General features: G+C 69.2%; 14 protein-coding genes and 1 tRNA gene. 11 read left to right on the forward strand and 4 right to left on the reverse strand.

The window, feature by feature from the left end; translation table 11 throughout:
• Nucleotides 1–38 precede the first annotated feature (38 nt).
• Together AC07EJ_RS08840 and AC07EJ_RS08845 are read right to left on the reverse strand one after the other, a co-directional pair.
• On the reverse strand, nt 39–404 hold the full coding sequence (locus tag AC07EJ_RS08840; protein ID WP_383095526.1) for a PH domain-containing protein: 366 nt from the start codon (nt 402–404) through the stop codon (nt 39–41).
• A gap of 42 nt (nt 405–446) precedes the next feature.
• A complete protein-coding gene (locus AC07EJ_RS08845) occupies nt 447–1,376 on the reverse strand; it encodes a class I SAM-dependent methyltransferase (RefSeq protein WP_478883987.1) in 930 nt (309 codons plus the stop codon).
• A 197-nt stretch (nt 1,377–1,573) separates the two neighbouring features.
• On the opposite strand from AC07EJ_RS08845, the gene AC07EJ_RS08850 reads away from it, so the two are divergent.
• From AC07EJ_RS08850 to AC07EJ_RS08860, 3 genes are all read left to right on the forward strand, one after another.
• On the forward strand, nt 1,574–2,194 hold the full coding sequence (locus AC07EJ_RS08850; protein WP_478883988.1) for a TetR/AcrR family transcriptional regulator: 621 nt from the start codon (nt 1,574–1,576) through the stop codon (nt 2,192–2,194).
• A complete protein-coding gene (locus AC07EJ_RS08855) occupies nt 2,181–3,392 on the forward strand; it encodes a damage-control phosphatase ARMT1 family protein (protein WP_478883989.1) in 1,212 nt (403 codons plus the stop codon). Before AC07EJ_RS08850 ends, AC07EJ_RS08855 begins: the two co-directional genes overlap by 14 nt.
• A gap of 180 nt (nt 3,393–3,572) precedes the next feature.
• Complete coding sequence (locus AC07EJ_RS08860) at nt 3,573–4,028, forward strand: DUF5959 family protein (RefSeq protein WP_389478170.1); 456 nt, start codon at nt 3,573–3,575, stop codon at nt 4,026–4,028.
• A gap of 148 nt (nt 4,029–4,176) precedes the next feature.
• Here AC07EJ_RS08860 and AC07EJ_RS08865 read toward each other — a convergent pair whose 3' ends face one another.
• Nucleotides 4,177–4,671, reverse strand: coding sequence for a DUF6083 domain-containing protein (locus AC07EJ_RS08865; RefSeq protein WP_389478171.1), 495 nt, complete (start codon nt 4,669–4,671; stop codon nt 4,177–4,179).
• A gap of 286 nt (nt 4,672–4,957) precedes the next feature.
• On the opposite strand from AC07EJ_RS08865, the gene AC07EJ_RS08870 reads away from it, so the two are divergent.
• The gene (locus AC07EJ_RS08870) at nt 4,958–5,302 is read left to right on the forward strand and encodes a hypothetical protein (protein WP_389478173.1); all 345 of its coding nucleotides are present in this window, start codon (nt 4,958–4,960) and stop codon (nt 5,300–5,302) included.
• A 241-nt stretch (nt 5,303–5,543) separates the two neighbouring features.
• On the opposite strand, the gene AC07EJ_RS08875 is transcribed toward AC07EJ_RS08870, so the two are convergent.
• Nucleotides 5,544–5,615: transfer RNA gene (locus AC07EJ_RS08875), tRNA-Arg, on the reverse strand.
• A gap of 91 nt (nt 5,616–5,706) precedes the next feature.
• On the opposite strand from AC07EJ_RS08875, the gene AC07EJ_RS08880 reads away from it, so the two are divergent.
• The 7 genes from AC07EJ_RS08880 to rho all read left to right on the forward strand — a co-directional run bounded on the left by AC07EJ_RS08880 (nt 5,707) and on the right by rho (nt 14,884).
• On the forward strand, nt 5,707–6,243 hold the full coding sequence (locus AC07EJ_RS08880; protein WP_389478385.1) for a response regulator: 537 nt from the start codon (nt 5,707–5,709) through the stop codon (nt 6,241–6,243).
• Nucleotides 6,244–6,333: 90 nt separating this feature from the next.
• Nucleotides 6,334–7,377, forward strand: a complete 1,044-nt coding sequence (gene nrtL, locus AC07EJ_RS08885) for an ArgS-related anticodon-binding protein NrtL (RefSeq protein WP_389478175.1) — start codon at nt 6,334–6,336, stop codon at nt 7,375–7,377.
• 19 nt (nt 7,378–7,396) lie between these two features.
• On the forward strand, nt 7,397–8,788 hold the full coding sequence (gene lysA / locus AC07EJ_RS08890; protein WP_389478177.1) for a diaminopimelate decarboxylase: 1,392 nt from the start codon (nt 7,397–7,399) through the stop codon (nt 8,786–8,788).
• 130 nt (nt 8,789–8,918) lie between these two features.
• On the forward strand, nt 8,919–10,208 hold the full coding sequence (locus tag AC07EJ_RS08895) for a homoserine dehydrogenase (RefSeq protein ID WP_389478386.1): 1,290 nt from the start codon (nt 8,919–8,921) through the stop codon (nt 10,206–10,208).
• A gap of 6 nt (nt 10,209–10,214) precedes the next feature.
• On the forward strand, nt 10,215–11,273 hold the full coding sequence (gene thrC, locus AC07EJ_RS08900; RefSeq protein ID WP_384676333.1) for a threonine synthase: 1,059 nt from the start codon (nt 10,215–10,217) through the stop codon (nt 11,271–11,273).
• Nucleotides 11,274–11,545: 272 nt separating this feature from the next.
• Nucleotides 11,546–12,463, forward strand: a complete 918-nt coding sequence (gene thrB, locus AC07EJ_RS08905; RefSeq protein WP_389478180.1) for a homoserine kinase — start codon at nt 11,546–11,548, stop codon at nt 12,461–12,463.
• Nucleotides 12,464–12,841: 378 nt separating this feature from the next.
• Nucleotides 12,842–14,884 carry a transcription termination factor Rho gene (gene rho / locus AC07EJ_RS08910; RefSeq protein WP_478883990.1) on the forward strand — a complete coding sequence of 681 codons (2,043 nt, stop codon included), beginning with the start codon at nt 12,842–12,844 and terminating at the stop codon, nt 14,882–14,884.
• Nucleotides 14,885–15,022: the final 138 nt, after the last annotated feature.

Here is a 15,022-nt window from a genome sequence, read left to right on the forward strand (position 1 = left end):
ACGCACGAACGTGCCGCCGCCAGGCCGCCGCTGTGTGCCTACCGGGCCACGAACTGCGTCAGGATCGCCTGCACCTCGTAGATGTCGACGCCCTTGCTGAACGTCTTCTGGACGGGCGCCGCCGTGCCGGAGATCCAGATCTTGAGCTCACCGTCGAGGTCGAAGTGCCCGGCGGTCTCGACGGCGAAGTGCGTGATGCTCCGGTAGGGGATGGAGTGGTACTCCACCTTCTTGCCGGTGATTCCCTGCTTGTCGACGAAGATCAGGCGCCGGTCGGTGAAGAGGATGGTGTCGCGGATGAGCAGGTACGCGGCCTGCACCTGCTCGCCCTGACCGAACAGCTTGGCGTACTCCTGCTGCGCGCCGGCGGGGTCGACGGTGTGAGCGTTTCCGAACAGTGCCATGAGGCCCCCCAGATGATGAACTCCTGCGTAGACACAGGATCTTCACACTTTAGGTGAGGCCTTGGCCAGGGTGCGGGCAGCCCCTTCCGGACTGAATGCGGTGACGAGGAATCCGACGCTCTTCATCCGCACCCCTCTGTTCCCGCCCGCATCCCCGTCGTCGGCGTGCTCGTACGCGTGCAGGGTGTTCGTGAGCGTGCGGTGCGCCAACTCCCGTGTCTCGCCGTCGACTTGTTCGGTCAGGTGCCGGCCGGGCCCGGAGCCGAGCAGGAACGTGGCGGCGTCACCGGCGTCTCGCCCCCACAGCCCGTACGTCTCCACGCGCCGCACCTCGACGCCCGCGAACCCGGCGTCGGACAGCACGCCGCGCGTGGCGTCCGGGTCGGCCAGGGAGAACATCCCCGGGCCGCGCGACGTGTCCCGCTCGCCCGGAGCCCCGAAGTCGCCGACCGGCAGGATGCCGCGCAGTTCTGCGATGGCCCGGAGCCAGTCGTTGCCCCCGGGCTCGGCGGCGCAGATGAACGCCAGTCTCCCGCCCGGCCGGAGGGCGCGCCGGACGTTGGCGAAGGCGGCGACGGGGTCGGCGAAGAACATCACCCCGAACCGGCTGATGGCGACGTCGAAGCCCCCGGCGGGGAAGGGGTGGACCTGGGCGTCGCCCTGCTCGAACCCGGCACCGACCGCCCCCTCCTGCCGGGCGGCCTCCTCGGCCCGCGCCAGCATGGGCCCGGACAGATCGACACCCAGCGCCCGCCCGTCCGGGCCCGCCTGCCGGGCGGCGAGACGGGTGGTGGCCCCGGCGCCGCAGCCGACGTCGAGGACGCGCTCACCGGCGCGGACGGCTGCGGCGTCGAGGAGGGGCTGGTCGAACCCTCCGTTCACGGCGTCCCAGCGGTCCTGGTTGCGGGCCCAGTGCTCGCCTTCGTACCCGTTCCAGGCCTGGGACTGATCGTCGTTCACGATGTGCGGCATGACGAAATCCCCTCGTGGTGGCGGACCGGCCGACGGGCGACCTAGAATGGGCGTCCGCCCAAACCAAGTATGGGCGCGCGCCCAAACTGACAGCAAGGGCATTGAACGGGCTCGGCTTGGCCGGGCCGGCCGATGGCTGGGCCGGCCCATGGCCGGACCCGACTGTGCACCTGATGCGAAGAGGAAGAAGCAGCAGCATGTCCCCGCGTGGAGTAGCGATCTCCGACGTAAGAGAGCGGCTTTTCGACGCGGCGGAGCGGATCCTGGCGCGGGAGGGCCCGTCCGGCCTGACGAGCAGGGCGGTCACCACCGAGGCCGTCTGCGCGAAGGGCCTCCTGCACAAGCACTTCGCGGGCCTGGGCGAACTCGTCGCGGAACTCGTCCTGGCCCGCCTCGCCCGTACGGCGGGCCTGGCGGAGGACCTTCCGGCGCGCGCGGGCGAGTCCACGGTGGCGGCCAACCTGAAGACGATCGGTTACGCGCTCCTGACGTCCCTGAACGCCACGACGGCGGGCCTGGCGGTCTCGACTCCGGCGGCGTCGCAGCGTATCCGCGAGGCCCTGAAGGCGGGCGCCCCTGGCTTCGACGCGATCCAGGAGTCGATCGCGGCGTATTTGGACGCGGAGGTGGAACGGGGCCGTCTTTCCCCGGCCACGGACACGACGGCGCTGGCGCTGGCGCTGGTCGGGACGGTCCACCACCTTTTGATGACGACGTGGGGGGACACGGCGCGGGACCCGGGGGAGCAGACGGAAAGACTGGTGACGATGCTGCTCGGCCCGACGACCGGAGGATCAATCAGCCATGGACAACTTTGACGACGCAGCCATGGACAACTTTGACGACGCTGACGACGTCATCCGGAGCAATATCCCCGGATCATTTCCGTACAGCGTGCTGCGCGAGCGCCACCCGGCGCTCATCCAGCGGGTGCGGGACGCGTTCCCGTACGACCCGGAGCGGCAGCGGGCGCTGGACGCGCTCCTGAGGGAGAGCACGGATCCGGCCGGCGTGATGGAACCGCTCCCGGCCGGCGCCCGCGACCGCGAACAGTGGGAGGAGTGGGGGAGTGGCGAGCACGTGGGCGGGTCATGGTTCGACGCGCCCTTCCTGTGGGCGGAGAGCTACTTCTACCGCAGACTGCTGGACGCGGTCGGCTACTTCGACACCGCCGGACCGTGGCAGGGCATCGACCCGTTCCGCCCCTTCAAGCAGGCGGAGCTACGGAGCCCGGAGGCGCAGGCGGAACTGACGGCCCTGGACCACCTCGCGCAGGAACCGACGGAAACCCAAGGCCGGGCCCTGCTCCACGGCTCCGTGTGGGGCAACAGAGCAGACCTCGGCTTCCGACTGACATCGACCGCCCCCGACACCCCCACGACTCCCCTCTTGGTGGACGACTCGGAGCGCCTCTGGTCGCTCCTGCCGCCCGGGGCCGGGAGCACCGTCCACGTGGTGGCGGACAACGCGGGCCGCGAACTGGTCCCCGACCTCCTCCTCATCGACCACTTCCTCCGTCACGCACACGCGGAACAAGTGGTCCTCCAGGTGAAGCCGCACCCGTACTACGTCTCCGACGCGACCCCTACGGACGTCATCGACGCCCTGCGCCACCTGAAGCAAGCCCCGGGCGAGGCAGGCGATGCGGGCGAACGCCTATGGCAAGCGACATCAACAGGCCACCTGCAGCTCCGCACGCATCCGTTCTCCTGCGCCCCTCTGCCGTACGCCGCAATGCCGGAGGACCTGAAGAAGTCCTTCGACACGGCCACACTGACGATCCTGAAGGGCGACCTGAACTACCGCCGCCTGGTGGGCGACCAACTCTGGCCCCCCACGACCCCATTCCTCACCCGCACGTCCTACTTCCCGTCCCCCGTAGCAGCCCTACGCACCCTCAAGTCAGACGTCGTAGTGGGCCTGGACGCACAAACGGAGCGCACACTGAACGCTGCGGAACCCCAAAACTGGCGAACAAAGGGAACGCACGCGGTAATCCAGGTACGCGACGAGTGACGACGATTGAAGCGCTGCCTCATACTCCGAATACTCCGACCACGGACCCGTCCAATGCCCCGTCCAATTACGCGTCCGATCAAGCCCGCAAGGGCACGTGCTGCCCGGGGACGCAGGATGGAGATTCAGGGCAGCATGCATCATGAGTCGGCGTATCTGTGTGGCCGAAGGGACAGGGGCATGACCGAGCACGGGCCAGTGGAGCTCATCCGCCTTGCCGACAAAGAGAACAGCGTGATCGTTCGAGTGGTGGGGGCGACGAGTGCCGGCCTCCCTGAGGGCGGCTGCCTCATCGCCGAGATCGTGGCGGCCAGTGAGTTCGCGAACGGTCGCCTCGCAGAGGTGTATCTGCTCCCCGACGATCTGGACGACTGGGCTGAGGCGCTGGACCTGCTTGCGGCCGGCCGACCGGTCAGCTGGATGGATGACGGGCGCAACCCGGAGATCCGGATTGAGTTGAAGGGCCCCTACATCTCTCAGGGCGAGACCCTCAACGCCGTAGAGGTCGAGGTAAGAGACGCCTCAGTCTCCCTCACCTCGGTCCGCGTTCTGGTGCGCCTGCCCGACGACTGGGTCGATGCCCATCGTCGGAGACTCGAGCAGGTCCACATGGCATGGCCGCTCGGAGCGCGCTGAGGGCTGCCTGATGTCGGTGGAGTCTCCATCAGTCTCCATCGGCCAGTCGCCATCGGCGCGGTAACCCCTGAGAGAGAAACCTTGAAAACCGTCGCGGCGCGAGTCACTGTGGTTTCAAATCCCATACCTGCCAAGCCGGTTGAGAGCCCTAGCCGGCGAAAAGCGGTCGGGCCTCTCGTCCTTCATCTCTCAGACACACGAATTCGTGAGCGGGGATGACGGGCTCCCCGGGTGTGGGATCGATGGCGCCGATCCTGATGGCCACTGTCGTCACAGCAATTGGCGTATTCGTCGCCTTCGGATGCCTCAAACGCCAACGGTGCAGGGGAGAGACCTCCTCCGCCGGCAGCTCGAACGTGGCCAGTTCAACCCAACGGTCATAGGTGGTCGGGTAGCAACGCACCAGCGCATCGCAATGCCGGCACGCACGAGGCTCGATCCATTGCACGTGATCCGGGTCGAACTCGGGCTCGGGTGCTGCTGTAGCGCCCTCGCTCAGGGCATGCTCGTTGGCGACCTTGTTCCAGCACCTGTCGCAGAGTTCGGCTGACAGGCGAATGATCCGTCTCCGCTCACGAACGTCGGGCCCGTGCGAGGAGCACAACAGGCACTCAGGCTGGCTGACACTGTGGAGAACCGCCATTTTTTGAGTGTGAGTGCCCGGTACATCATTCAAACAGGGCGTCTTTCGGCCTTATTCGACAAAGCGGCACTTCAGTAGCCCGATCGACGCGCAGGCGCCACTACTGCATCAAACCACCACTCACCCCAGCTCCCACCCTGCCTGCCGTCGCCCCACGCCCGCTCGGCCCTGCCCGGGTCGACGGCGGGACGGAACGGGGCAGGCAGGAAGTCGCCAATCGGCGCATTGAAGATCTGCTTCGGGTGTACGAGTGAGGCCGATAGCTGTGGTGTCTCATACTCCGACCGTGGACATATCCGATGACGGCCAGAACCTGGATCCTCAGTGGCTCGACGTGAACAACAACGTCTGTGGCGTTGTACAAGGCTGCCGAGACGCCGCGCCCGTTGCCGCCGCCTTCGTCCGCGCCGGCTGGTCGTCGCGCTCGTCGTCCTGGCACGGCTACGAGGTGGAGACCAGCTGGGGACAAGCCGAGCTGGACCCGATCGAGGAGCGAGAGGTCCTGCTCAACGGAGTCATCGACCCCCAGCGCCTCGACGACCTCGCCGGCCTGCTCAGCCGCTTCGGCCTGCGGTTCACCCTGGAACTGTGTGACGACACCGGCGCCTTGCTACGAGAGATACGAGCCTGAGCCCCAACGCGCGAGCGTGGCCCCTGGATCCGTCCGGGGGCCTTCGCCGTTCCTGGGAGTCCCTCGGATTCTCGGGGGCTGACCTGGGGCGATGCCACCAAGATCCTATCCACGAATAGTCCACAGACCCCGACATGGAGCCGCTCAGAGCGGCATACGACTGCACACGCCCGCAGATACGCGAAGACCCCGTCCTCAGCAAAAGCACTGATGGCGGGGTCTTTGGGCACCCAATACAAGGTGCCCCCGGCAGGATTCGAACCTGCGCACACGGCTCCGGAGGCCGTTGCTCTATCCCCTGAGCTACGGGGGCGCGTTCACCGCGGCTGGCGTGGCGACGGGTAGAACCCTACCAGCTCCTTCGGGGTCCCCATGAACGGTTATTTCGCTGCTGAGGTGGCGTCCTGGGAGGGCTGTGTGTGGGGTCGCGGGAGGGTGGTAGTCCCCTGTACGGGGCGGAAGTGGGGAAAACCCGGACGCGGTGGCGCTTGCGGTCCTACTCTCGAGTTGTGCCAGGCGCGTCCGGCCGAGTGCTTGTTGTGGACGACAACAAGGTGATTCGGCAGCTGATCAGGGTCAATCTCGAGCTGGAGGGCTTCGAGGTCGTGACCGCGGCTGATGGTGCCGAGTGTCTGGATGTGGTGCATCAGGTTCGGCCTGATGTGATCACCCTGGACGTCGTGATGCCCCGGCTCGACGGTCTGCGTACCGCCGCGCGGCTGCGCTCCGACACCCATACGCGGAGTGTCCCGATCGTGATCGTCAGTGCCTGCACCCATCACGAGGTTGACACCGGACTCGACGTCGGAGTCGACGCCTTCCTGGAAAAGCCCTTCGAGCCCGGTGAACTCGTCCAGGTCGTACGGCAGTTGAGTGAGCGCGGGCGCGAGGGCGGTCGCGGTGCCGAAGAGGCCGAGCGCGCCGGGCGTAGCTGGGGCTGACCGGTACGGGGGAGTGGAGCGTGTCCGTATGGCGGACCGTCCCGTAAACCGGGTCGCTCACCCACCCCCCTCCTCCCATACGCTTGTCCCGTGACCCCCGTCGAGCTCTCCCGTACCGTCCTGCGCGCCGTGCGCCGCGCGGTCGACGATGGTGAGCTGAGCGTGGTCGTGCCGGAACGCGTCGTGGTCGAGCGGCCGCGGCCCGGCGGATGCGGGGATTACTCCACGAACGTCGCGCTGCAACTGGCCGGGCCCGCCGGGCGCCCGCCCCGGCACGTCGCCGAGCTCCTTTCGCGGCGCCTCGCCGACAGTCCCGGCATCGCCGGCGTCGAGGTCACCGGCCCCGGATTCCTCAACCTCACCCTCGCCGACGACGACCCCGCAGTCCTCGTCCGCGAGATCCTCGCCCAGGGTGGCCGGTATGGGTGCGGGGATGTTCTCGCAGGTCAGCGGTTCGAGATCCATATTCCTTACGAGGTCAGGGCCGAGGTCGTCGCCGAGTCGCTCGGCCGCATCCTCGCCACGCAGGGCGCCGAGGCCCGCGTCGTCCATGGTGAGCCGCCCGAGCCGGGTGCCGCGCACGTCGTGAATCTGCGGCCCGTGCCCGCTCCCTGTGACCCCGCCGCCCTCGGCCGCGACGCGTCCCGCTGGGCCCTGCTCCTGCCCGCCGCGCACGACCGGCCCCGTATCGGCGACGAACATCTCGCCCAGCGCGAGGGCAACCCCCTCTTCCGCGTCCGCTACGCCTACGCCCGCACCCGCGCCCTCACCCGCAACGCCGCCGCCCTCGGCTTCGCCGCCGAACCCGGCGACGTACGCGACAACGGCAAGGCGACCGGCTCGGGGGACGCCGGCTCCGCCCAGGCGAACGCCGCGGCCCCCCTCCACGCCGCCCTGTCCGCCCACCCCCGAACCCTCACCCTCGCCGCCACCCACCACGCCCCCGACCGGCTCGCCCGGCACCTCGTGGTGGTCGCCGACGCGTTGCTCGGGTTTCAGCACACCGTGCTGCCGCAGGGGGAGGAGAAACCCTCGGCCGCCCACCGTGCCCGGCTCGCGCTTGCCGAAGCCGCCGGGGCGGTGCTCGCCGGCGGCCTGTCCCTGCTCGGTATCGACGCACCCGAACATCTCTGAGAGAGCGCAGAAGACAGTCATGAGCCGTTCCGCACACCCCGCCGGGCCCCGCCACGCCGATGTCCTGACCGAGGGGCACTACGCCGCTCCGCCCGCCGATCTCAACGCCCTCGACCCCAAGGTGTGGTCGCGGACCGTCACCCGTGAGGGCGACGGCACGGTGCGCGTCGGCGGCATCGAAGTGGCCCGGCTCGCCGAGGAGTTCGGCACCCCGGCCTACTTCCTCGACGAGGACGACTTCCGGGCCCGCTGCCGCGCCTGGCGCGACGCGTTCGGCGCCGACGCCGACGTCTTCTACGCCGGGAAGGCCTTCCTCTCCCGCGCCGTCGTGCGCTGGCTGCATGAGGAGGGCCTCAACCTGGACGTCTGCTCCGGCGGCGAGCTCGCCACGGCCCTGTCCGCCGGGATGCCCCCGGCCCGTATCGCCTTCCACGGCAACAACAAGTCCGAGGAAGAGATCGAGCGGGCCGTCGAGGTCGGGGTCGGGCGGATCGTGCTCGACTCGTTCCAGGAGATCGTGCGGGTGGCACACATCGCCGAGCGGCTCGGCAAGCGCCAGCCCGTGCAGATCCGCGTGACGGTCGGCGTCGAGGCCCACACCCACGAGTTCATCGCCACCGCGCACGAGGACCAGAAGTTCGGGATCGCGCTCGCCGGTGGGCAGGCCGCCGAGGCCGTACGGCGGGCGCTCAAGCTCGACGGTCTCGAGCTCATCGGAATCCACAGCCACATCGGTTCGCAGATCTTCGACATGGCGGGCTTCGAGGTCGCCGCGCGGCGCGTCGTGTCGCTGCTGGCCGAGGTGCGCGACGAGCACGGTGTCGAGCTGCCCGAGATCGACCTCGGTGGCGGGCTCGGCATCGCGTACACCTCCGATGACGACCCGCGCGAGCCGCACGAGATCGCCAAGGCGCTCGGCGAGATCGTGACGCGCGAGTGCGAGGCCGCCGGTCTGCGCACGCCGCGCATCTCCGTCGAGCCCGGCCGCGCCATCGTCGGCCCGACCGCCTTCACGCTCTACGAGGTCGGCACCATCAAGCCGCTCGAAACCCTCCGTACGTACGTGTCCGTGGACGGCGGCATGTCGGACAACATCCGCACCGCCCTCTATGACGCCGAATACACGGTCGCCCTCGTCTCGCGGAGGTCCGACGCCGAGCCGATGCTCGTCCGCGTGGTGGGCAAGCACTGTGAGAGTGGCGACATCGTGGTCAAGGACGCCTTCCTGCCCGCCGACCTCGCGCCCGGTGACCTGATCGCCGTGCCGGCGACCGGCGCGTACTGCCGGTCCATGGCCAGCAACTACAACCACGCACTTCGCCCGCCCGTCGTCGCCGTGCGCGACGGCGAGGCGCGGGTGATCGTCAGGCGTGAGACGGAGGAAGATCTCCTGCGTCTCGACGTCGGATAAATGAAATACACGTCTCAGGATTCGGACCGGGGGCAGAAACCCCGGTCCGGTGGGTGAGACTGGTCCACTGAAGCAGTATCAAGCAGGCTGAGCTCTCTGAGCTGGGTTCAATGAAAGGCGTAGGTCGATGATGCGTACGCGTCCGCTGAAGGTGGCGCTCCTTGGCTGTGGGGTAGTCGGCTCAGAGGTGGCGCGCATCATGACGACGCACGCCGACGACCTCGCGGCCCGGATCGGCGCCCCCGTGGAACTGGCCGGGGTCGCCGTCCGGCGCCCGTCGAAGGTGCGCGAGGGCATCGACCCCTCGCTCGTGACGACGGACGCGACCGCGCTGGTCAAACGGGGCGACATCGACGTCGTCGTCGAGGTCATCGGAGGCATCGAGCCGGCCCGGGGCCTCATCATGACGGCGTTCGAGCACGGCGCCTCCGTCGTCTCCGCCAACAAGGCGCTCATCGCCCAGGACGGCGCCGCGCTGCACGCCGCCGCCGAGGAGCACGGCAGGGACCTCTACTACGAGGCCGCCGTCGCCGGTGCGATCCCGCTGATCAGGCCGCTGCGGGAGTCCCTCGCCGGCGACAAGATCAACCGTGTGATGGGCATCGTCAACGGCACCACGAACTTCATCCTCGACAAGATGGACTCGACGGGCGCCGGCTACCAGGAGGCCCTCGACGAGGCCACCGCGCTCGGTTACGCCGAGGCCGACCCCACCGCCGACGTCGAGGGCTTCGACGCCGCCGCCAAGGCCGCCATCCTCGCCGGGATCTCCTTCCACACCCGCGTACGTCTCGACGACGTGTACCGCGAGGGCATGACCGAGGTGACCGCCGCCGACTTCGCTTCCGCGAAGGAGATGGGCTGCACCATCAAGCTGCTCGCCATCTGTGAGCGGGCGGCGCACGGCGGGTCCGTCACCGCGCGCGTGCACCCCGCGATGATCCCGCTCGACCACCCCCTCGCCTCCGTGCGCGGCGCTTACAACGCCGTGTTCGTCGAGGCCGAGGCCGCCGGCCAGCTCATGTTCTACGGGCCCGGAGCCGGCGGCGCGCCCACCGCTTCGGCCGTCCTCGGCGACCTCGTGGCCGTGTGCCGCAACAAACTCGGCGAGGCCACCGGACCCGGTGACTCCGCCTACACCCAGCTGCCCGTCTCGCCCATGGGCGAGGTCGTGACGCGCTACCACATCAGCCTCGACGTGGCCGACAAGCCGGGCGTCCTCGCCCAGGTCGCGACGGTCTTCGCCGAGCACGGCGTATCCATTGACACGGTGCGCCAATCGGGCAAGGACGGCGAGGCCTCCCTCGTCGTGGTCACCCACCGTGCGGCGGACGCGGCCCTCACCGGGACCGTCGACGCGCTGCGCAAGCTCGACACCGTGCGTGGTGTCGCCAGCATCATGCGTGTTGAAGGGGAGTAACGAGCAATGACCCACCAGTGGCGCGGAATCATCGAGGAGTACCGCGACCGGCTTCCGGTGTCCGACACCACGCCGGTCGTCACGCTGCGCGAGGGCGGCACGCCGCTCGTGCCCGCCCAGGTGCTCTCCGAGCGCACGGGCTGCGAGGTCCACCTCAAGGTCGAGGGAGCCAACCCGACCGGGTCCTTCAAGGACCGCGGCATGACGATGGCGATCACGAAGGCCAAGGAGGAGGGCGCGCAGGCCGTCATCTGCGCCTCCACCGGCAACACCTCCGCCTCCGCCGCGGCCTACGCCGTGCGCGCGGGCATGGTCTGCGCCGTACTCGTCCCGCAGGGCAAGATCGCGCTCGGCAAGATGGGCCAGGCGCTGGTCTACGGCTCGAAGATCCTCCAGGTCGACGGCAACTTCGACGACTGCCTGAACCTGGCCCGCTCCCTCTCCGAGAACTACCCGGTGGCGCTGGTCAATTCGGTCAATCCGTTCCGTATCGAGGGCCAGAAGACCGCCTCGTTCGAGATCGTCGACGCGCTCGGCGACGCGCCCGACATCCACGTCCTTCCCGTCGGCAACGCCGGCAACATCACGGCCTACTGGAAGGGCTACAAGGAGTACGCGGCGGACGGCATCGCCACGCACACCCCGCGCATGTGGGGCTTCCAGGCCTCCGGTTCCGCGCCCATCGTGCGCGGCGAGATCGTCAAGGACCCGTCGACGATCGCCACCGCGATTCGCATCGGCAACCCCGCGTCCTGGGACTTCGCGCTGGCCGCCCGTGACGAGTCCGGCGGCTTCATCGACGAAGTGACGGACCGTGAAATCCTGCGCGCCTACAAGCTGTTGGCGTCCCAGGAGGGTGTCTTCGTGGAGCCCGCCTCGGCCGCCTCCGTCGCCGGTCTCCTCAAGGCCGCCGAGCAGGGCAAGGTCGACAAGGGGCAGAAGATCGTCTGCACCGTCACGGGCAACGGCCTCAAGGACCCCGACTGGGCCGTCGCCGGCGCCCCGCAGCCCGTCACCGTCCCGGTCGACGCGGCCACGGCGGCCGAGCGCCTCGGCCTGGCGTAACCGGACAGGGCCGGTCAACTCCACACAGGGGGTGCACAGGGGGCTTGCGACACGCATCGTGCGCCTCCTGTGCGCCCTATGTCGCCACAGAACCTTCCTTCGATAGGCTGTACCGAACCCACCCCGCCGCACATGCACATGCCGCGGTGCCGCAGGCGTTGTCGTAGCCTTCGCGGCCTTCGGGTTCCCACACGGGCAGCAATCATCGGATCTCTACCGCAGTCACCTCGTTCATCACGCAAGAACCGCAGCTCAAGGAGTGTCATCGAGCGATGGCCGGTCCCGCCTTCCGCGCCGCCGCCGTCAGGGTGCGCGTCCCCGCCTCCAGCGCCAACCTCGGCCCGGGCTTCGATGCCTTCGGCCTGTCGCTGGGTCTCTACGACGACGTGGTCGTCCGGGTCGCCGACTCCGGCCTGAACATCGACATCGCAGGTGAGGGTTCCGACACCCTCCCGCGCGACGAGTCCCATCTGCTCGTACGTTCCCTGCGTACGGCCTTCGACCTGCTCGGCGGACAGCCGCGCGGCCTCGAGGTCGTCTGCGCCAACCGGATCCCGCACGGCCGCGGCCTCGGCTCCTCGTCCGCCGCCATCTGCGCCGGCATCGTCGCCGCGCGCGCCGTGACCATAGGCGGCGACGCCCGGCTCGACGACGCGGCCCTGCTCGAGCTCGCGACCGAGATCGAGGGGCACCCGGACAACGTCGCGGCCTGCCTGCTCGGCGGCTTCACGCTCTCCTGGATGGACGGCGGCGCGGCCCGCGCGATCAGGATGGACCCCGCGGGTTCCATCGTTCCGGTGGTTTTCGTACCGGGAAAGCCGGTACTCACCGAGACCGCACGCGGTCTCCTGCCGCGCAGCGTCCCGCATGTGGACGCCGCGGCGAACGCGGGCCGAGCGGCCCTGCTCGTAGAGGCCCTGACCAGGCGCCCCGAGCTGCTGCTGCCCGCCACCGAGGACCGGCTCCACCAGGAGTACCGGGCTCCCGCGATGCCGGAGAGCGTCGCACTCGTGGAGCGGCTGCGGGCCGACGGCGTTCCCGCGGTGATCTCAGGGGCGGGCCCCACGGTCCTCGCCCTTGTGGAGAAGGAGGCGGCCGACAAGGTCGCCCGGCTGGCCGGTGAGGGTTGGGCGGCGAACCGCCTCGACCTCGATGTCGACGGAGCGAGCGTGCTGCCGCTTGCCCACTGACACACGGTTGCCGGAATTCGAGAGGGGGAATATTTGTTGGATCCGGTAGTGTTAACCTCAAGTCTGCACCCGACCCCACCATGGCGAGGTGCTGTGTGTCCCCCTCCGGGACAACCATTCTTCCAGGAGCCCCGCAAATTGCTCTGTGCCGTGCACTGAGCTGTTTCGAGCATGCTCCGGAACCGGTGTGATCGAGCCGGGTGACACAGACATTCCAGTGAAACCCGCGGCTTCGGGACTCGCCGTCACCAATGAATTCTTCCGCCGCGTTGGCGGACCACCGCCCCGGCACGGTCCATACGGACAGGACCACCGCCGGACAGCACAACCGGTCGCCGAGCCAGACAGGCCGACGTCCGCTCCAGGGAAGGACCCTTCGTGAGCGACACCACCGATCTGATGGGCGTGAACGCCGACAGCTCCGCTGCCGCGCCCTCCGCCGCTGCGGATGCCTCTGCTGCGCCTGCCGCCGGTGCTTCGGGCTCCCGTCGGCGCCGCGGTACCGGCCTCGACGGCATGGTGCTGGCCGAGCTTCAGCAGGTCGCATCGGGCCTCGGCATCAGGGGCACCGCGCGTATGCGCAAGAGCCAGTTGATCGAGGTCATCAAGGAGGCGCAGGCCGGGGGAGGCGCTCCCGCGAAGAGCGCCGACACCAACGAGACCAAGCCGAAGCGCCGCGCCACCTCCAAGGCGCGCACCGGTGACGAGGCCGTGGCGAACGGCACCGAGGCCCCGGCGAAGGCCACCAAGGCCGAGGACGCGAAGGCCGCGAAGGCCGCCGCTCAGCAGATCGACATCCCCGGTCAGCCGGCGAGCGACGACAAGGGCGGCGAGCGTCGTCGCCGCCGTGCCACCTCGGAGGCCGGCAGCCCCGAGACCGTCACCGCCGAGGCGAAGACCGAGACCCGCACCGACGCCCAGGGCGAGGCCAAGGGCGACGCCGGTGACGGTGGCGCCGAGGGCCGGCGCGAGCGTCGTGACCGTCGTGACCGCGGTGACCGCGGTGACCGCGGTGACCGTGGTGGCGACCGCGGTGAGCGCGGCGGCCGTGACCGCGGCGACCGCCGTGGCAAGGGCGACGAGCAGGGCAAGGAGCAGGGCGGAAACCGTCAGCCGCAGGGCGGCGGACGCCAGGACCGTCAGCGGGACAACGGTCCGCAGGACGACTTCGACGACGAGGGTGGCCGCCGCGGCCGCCGTGGCCGCTACCGCGACCGCCGTGGCCGTCGTGGCCGCGACGAGGTCGGCTTCGGCAACGAGCCGCAGGTCTCCGAGGACGACGTCCTGATCCCCGTCGCGGGCATCCTGGACATCCTCGACAACTACGCGTTCATCCGGACCTCGGGCTACCTGCCCGGCCCGAACGACGTGTACGTGTCCCTCGCCCAGGTCCGCAAGAACGGCCTGCGCAAGGGTGACCACGTCACCGGCGCGGTCCGCCAGCCCAAGGACGGCGAGCGCCGCGAGAAGTTCAACGCGCTGGTCCGCCTCGACTCGGCGAACGGCATGGCGGCCGAATCCGGGCGCGGGCGGCCGGAGTTCAACAAGCTGACGCCGCTCTACCCGCAGGACCGCCTCCGTCTGGAGACCGACCCGGGCATTCTGACCACCCGCATCATCGACCTCGTGTCGCCGATCGGTAAGGGCCAGCGAGGCCTGATCGTGGCCCCGCCGAAGACCGGCAAGACCATGATCCTGCAGGCGGTCGCCAATGCGATCACCGTCAACAGCCCCGAGTGCCACCTGATGGTCGTCCTGGTCGACGAGCGTCCGGAAGAGGTCACCGACATGCAGCGGTCGGTCAAGGGCGAGGTCATCTCCTCGACCTTCGACCGCCCGGCCGAGGACCACACCACGGTCGCCGAGCTCGCCATCGAGCGCGCCAAGCGCCTCGTGGAGCTCGGTCACGACGTGGTCGTCCTGCTCGACTCGATCACGCGTCTGGGCCGTGCCTACAACCTGGCGGCGCCGGCCTCCGGCCGCATCCTGTCCGGTGGTGTCGACTCGACCGCGCTCTACCCGCCGAAGCGCTTCTTCGGTGCGGCGCGCAACATCGAGGACGGCGGCTCGCTGACCATTCTCGCCACCGCGCTGGTCGACACCGGCTCGCGCATGGACGAGGTGATCTTCGAGGAGTTCAAGGGCACCGGCAACATGGAGCTCAAGCTCGACCGCAAGCTCTCCGACAAGCGCATCTTCCCGGCGGTGGACGTCGACGCGTCCTCCACCCGTAAGGAAGAGATCCTGCTCAACGCGGAAGAGCTGGCGATCGTCTGGAAGCTGCGCCGGGTGCTGCACGCGCTCGACTCGCAGCAGGCCATCGAGCTGCTTCTCGACAAGATGAAGCAGACGAAGTCGAACGCCGAGTTCCTGATGCAGATCGCGAAGACGACGCCGACGCCGGGCAACGGCAACGACTAAGAGCTTCGCTCAGCGGTAGCACCGCTCAAGGGCCGCCCCCGTCACATCCGTGACGGGGGCGGCCCTTTGTGTGCTCCGGGGCGGGTTGTACGATCGCGCTCTTCATCCAACGTTCAACTCATCGCTCCCTGGGGGACT

The organism is Streptomyces sp. NPDC045026 (assembly GCF_056432625.1).

Bases quoted from the DNA above. Each gene is read 5' to 3' on its own strand.
- AC07EJ_RS08840 (WP_383095526.1), bottom strand. From the start codon at position 404: ATGGCACTGTTCGGAAACGCTCACACCGTCGACCCCGCCGGCGCGCAG.
- AC07EJ_RS08845 (WP_478883987.1), bottom strand. From the start codon at position 1,376: ATGCCGCACATCGTGAACGACGATCAGTCCCAGGCCTGGAACGGGTAC.
- AC07EJ_RS08850 (WP_478883988.1), top strand. From the start codon at position 1,574: ATGTCCCCGCGTGGAGTAGCGATCTCCGACGTAAGAGAGCGGCTTTTC.
- AC07EJ_RS08855 (WP_478883989.1), top strand. From the start codon at position 2,181: ATGGACAACTTTGACGACGCAGCCATGGACAACTTTGACGACGCTGAC.
- AC07EJ_RS08860 (WP_389478170.1), top strand. From the start codon at position 3,573: ATGACCGAGCACGGGCCAGTGGAGCTCATCCGCCTTGCCGACAAAGAG.
- AC07EJ_RS08865 (WP_389478171.1), bottom strand. From the start codon at position 4,671: ATGGCGGTTCTCCACAGTGTCAGCCAGCCTGAGTGCCTGTTGTGCTCC.
- lysA (WP_389478177.1), top strand. From the start codon at position 7,397: ATGAGCCGTTCCGCACACCCCGCCGGGCCCCGCCACGCCGATGTCCTG.
- AC07EJ_RS08895 (WP_389478386.1), top strand. From the start codon at position 8,919: ATGCGTACGCGTCCGCTGAAGGTGGCGCTCCTTGGCTGTGGGGTAGTC.
- thrC (WP_384676333.1), top strand. From the start codon at position 10,215: ATGACCCACCAGTGGCGCGGAATCATCGAGGAGTACCGCGACCGGCTT.
- thrB (WP_389478180.1), top strand. From the start codon at position 11,546: ATGGCCGGTCCCGCCTTCCGCGCCGCCGCCGTCAGGGTGCGCGTCCCC.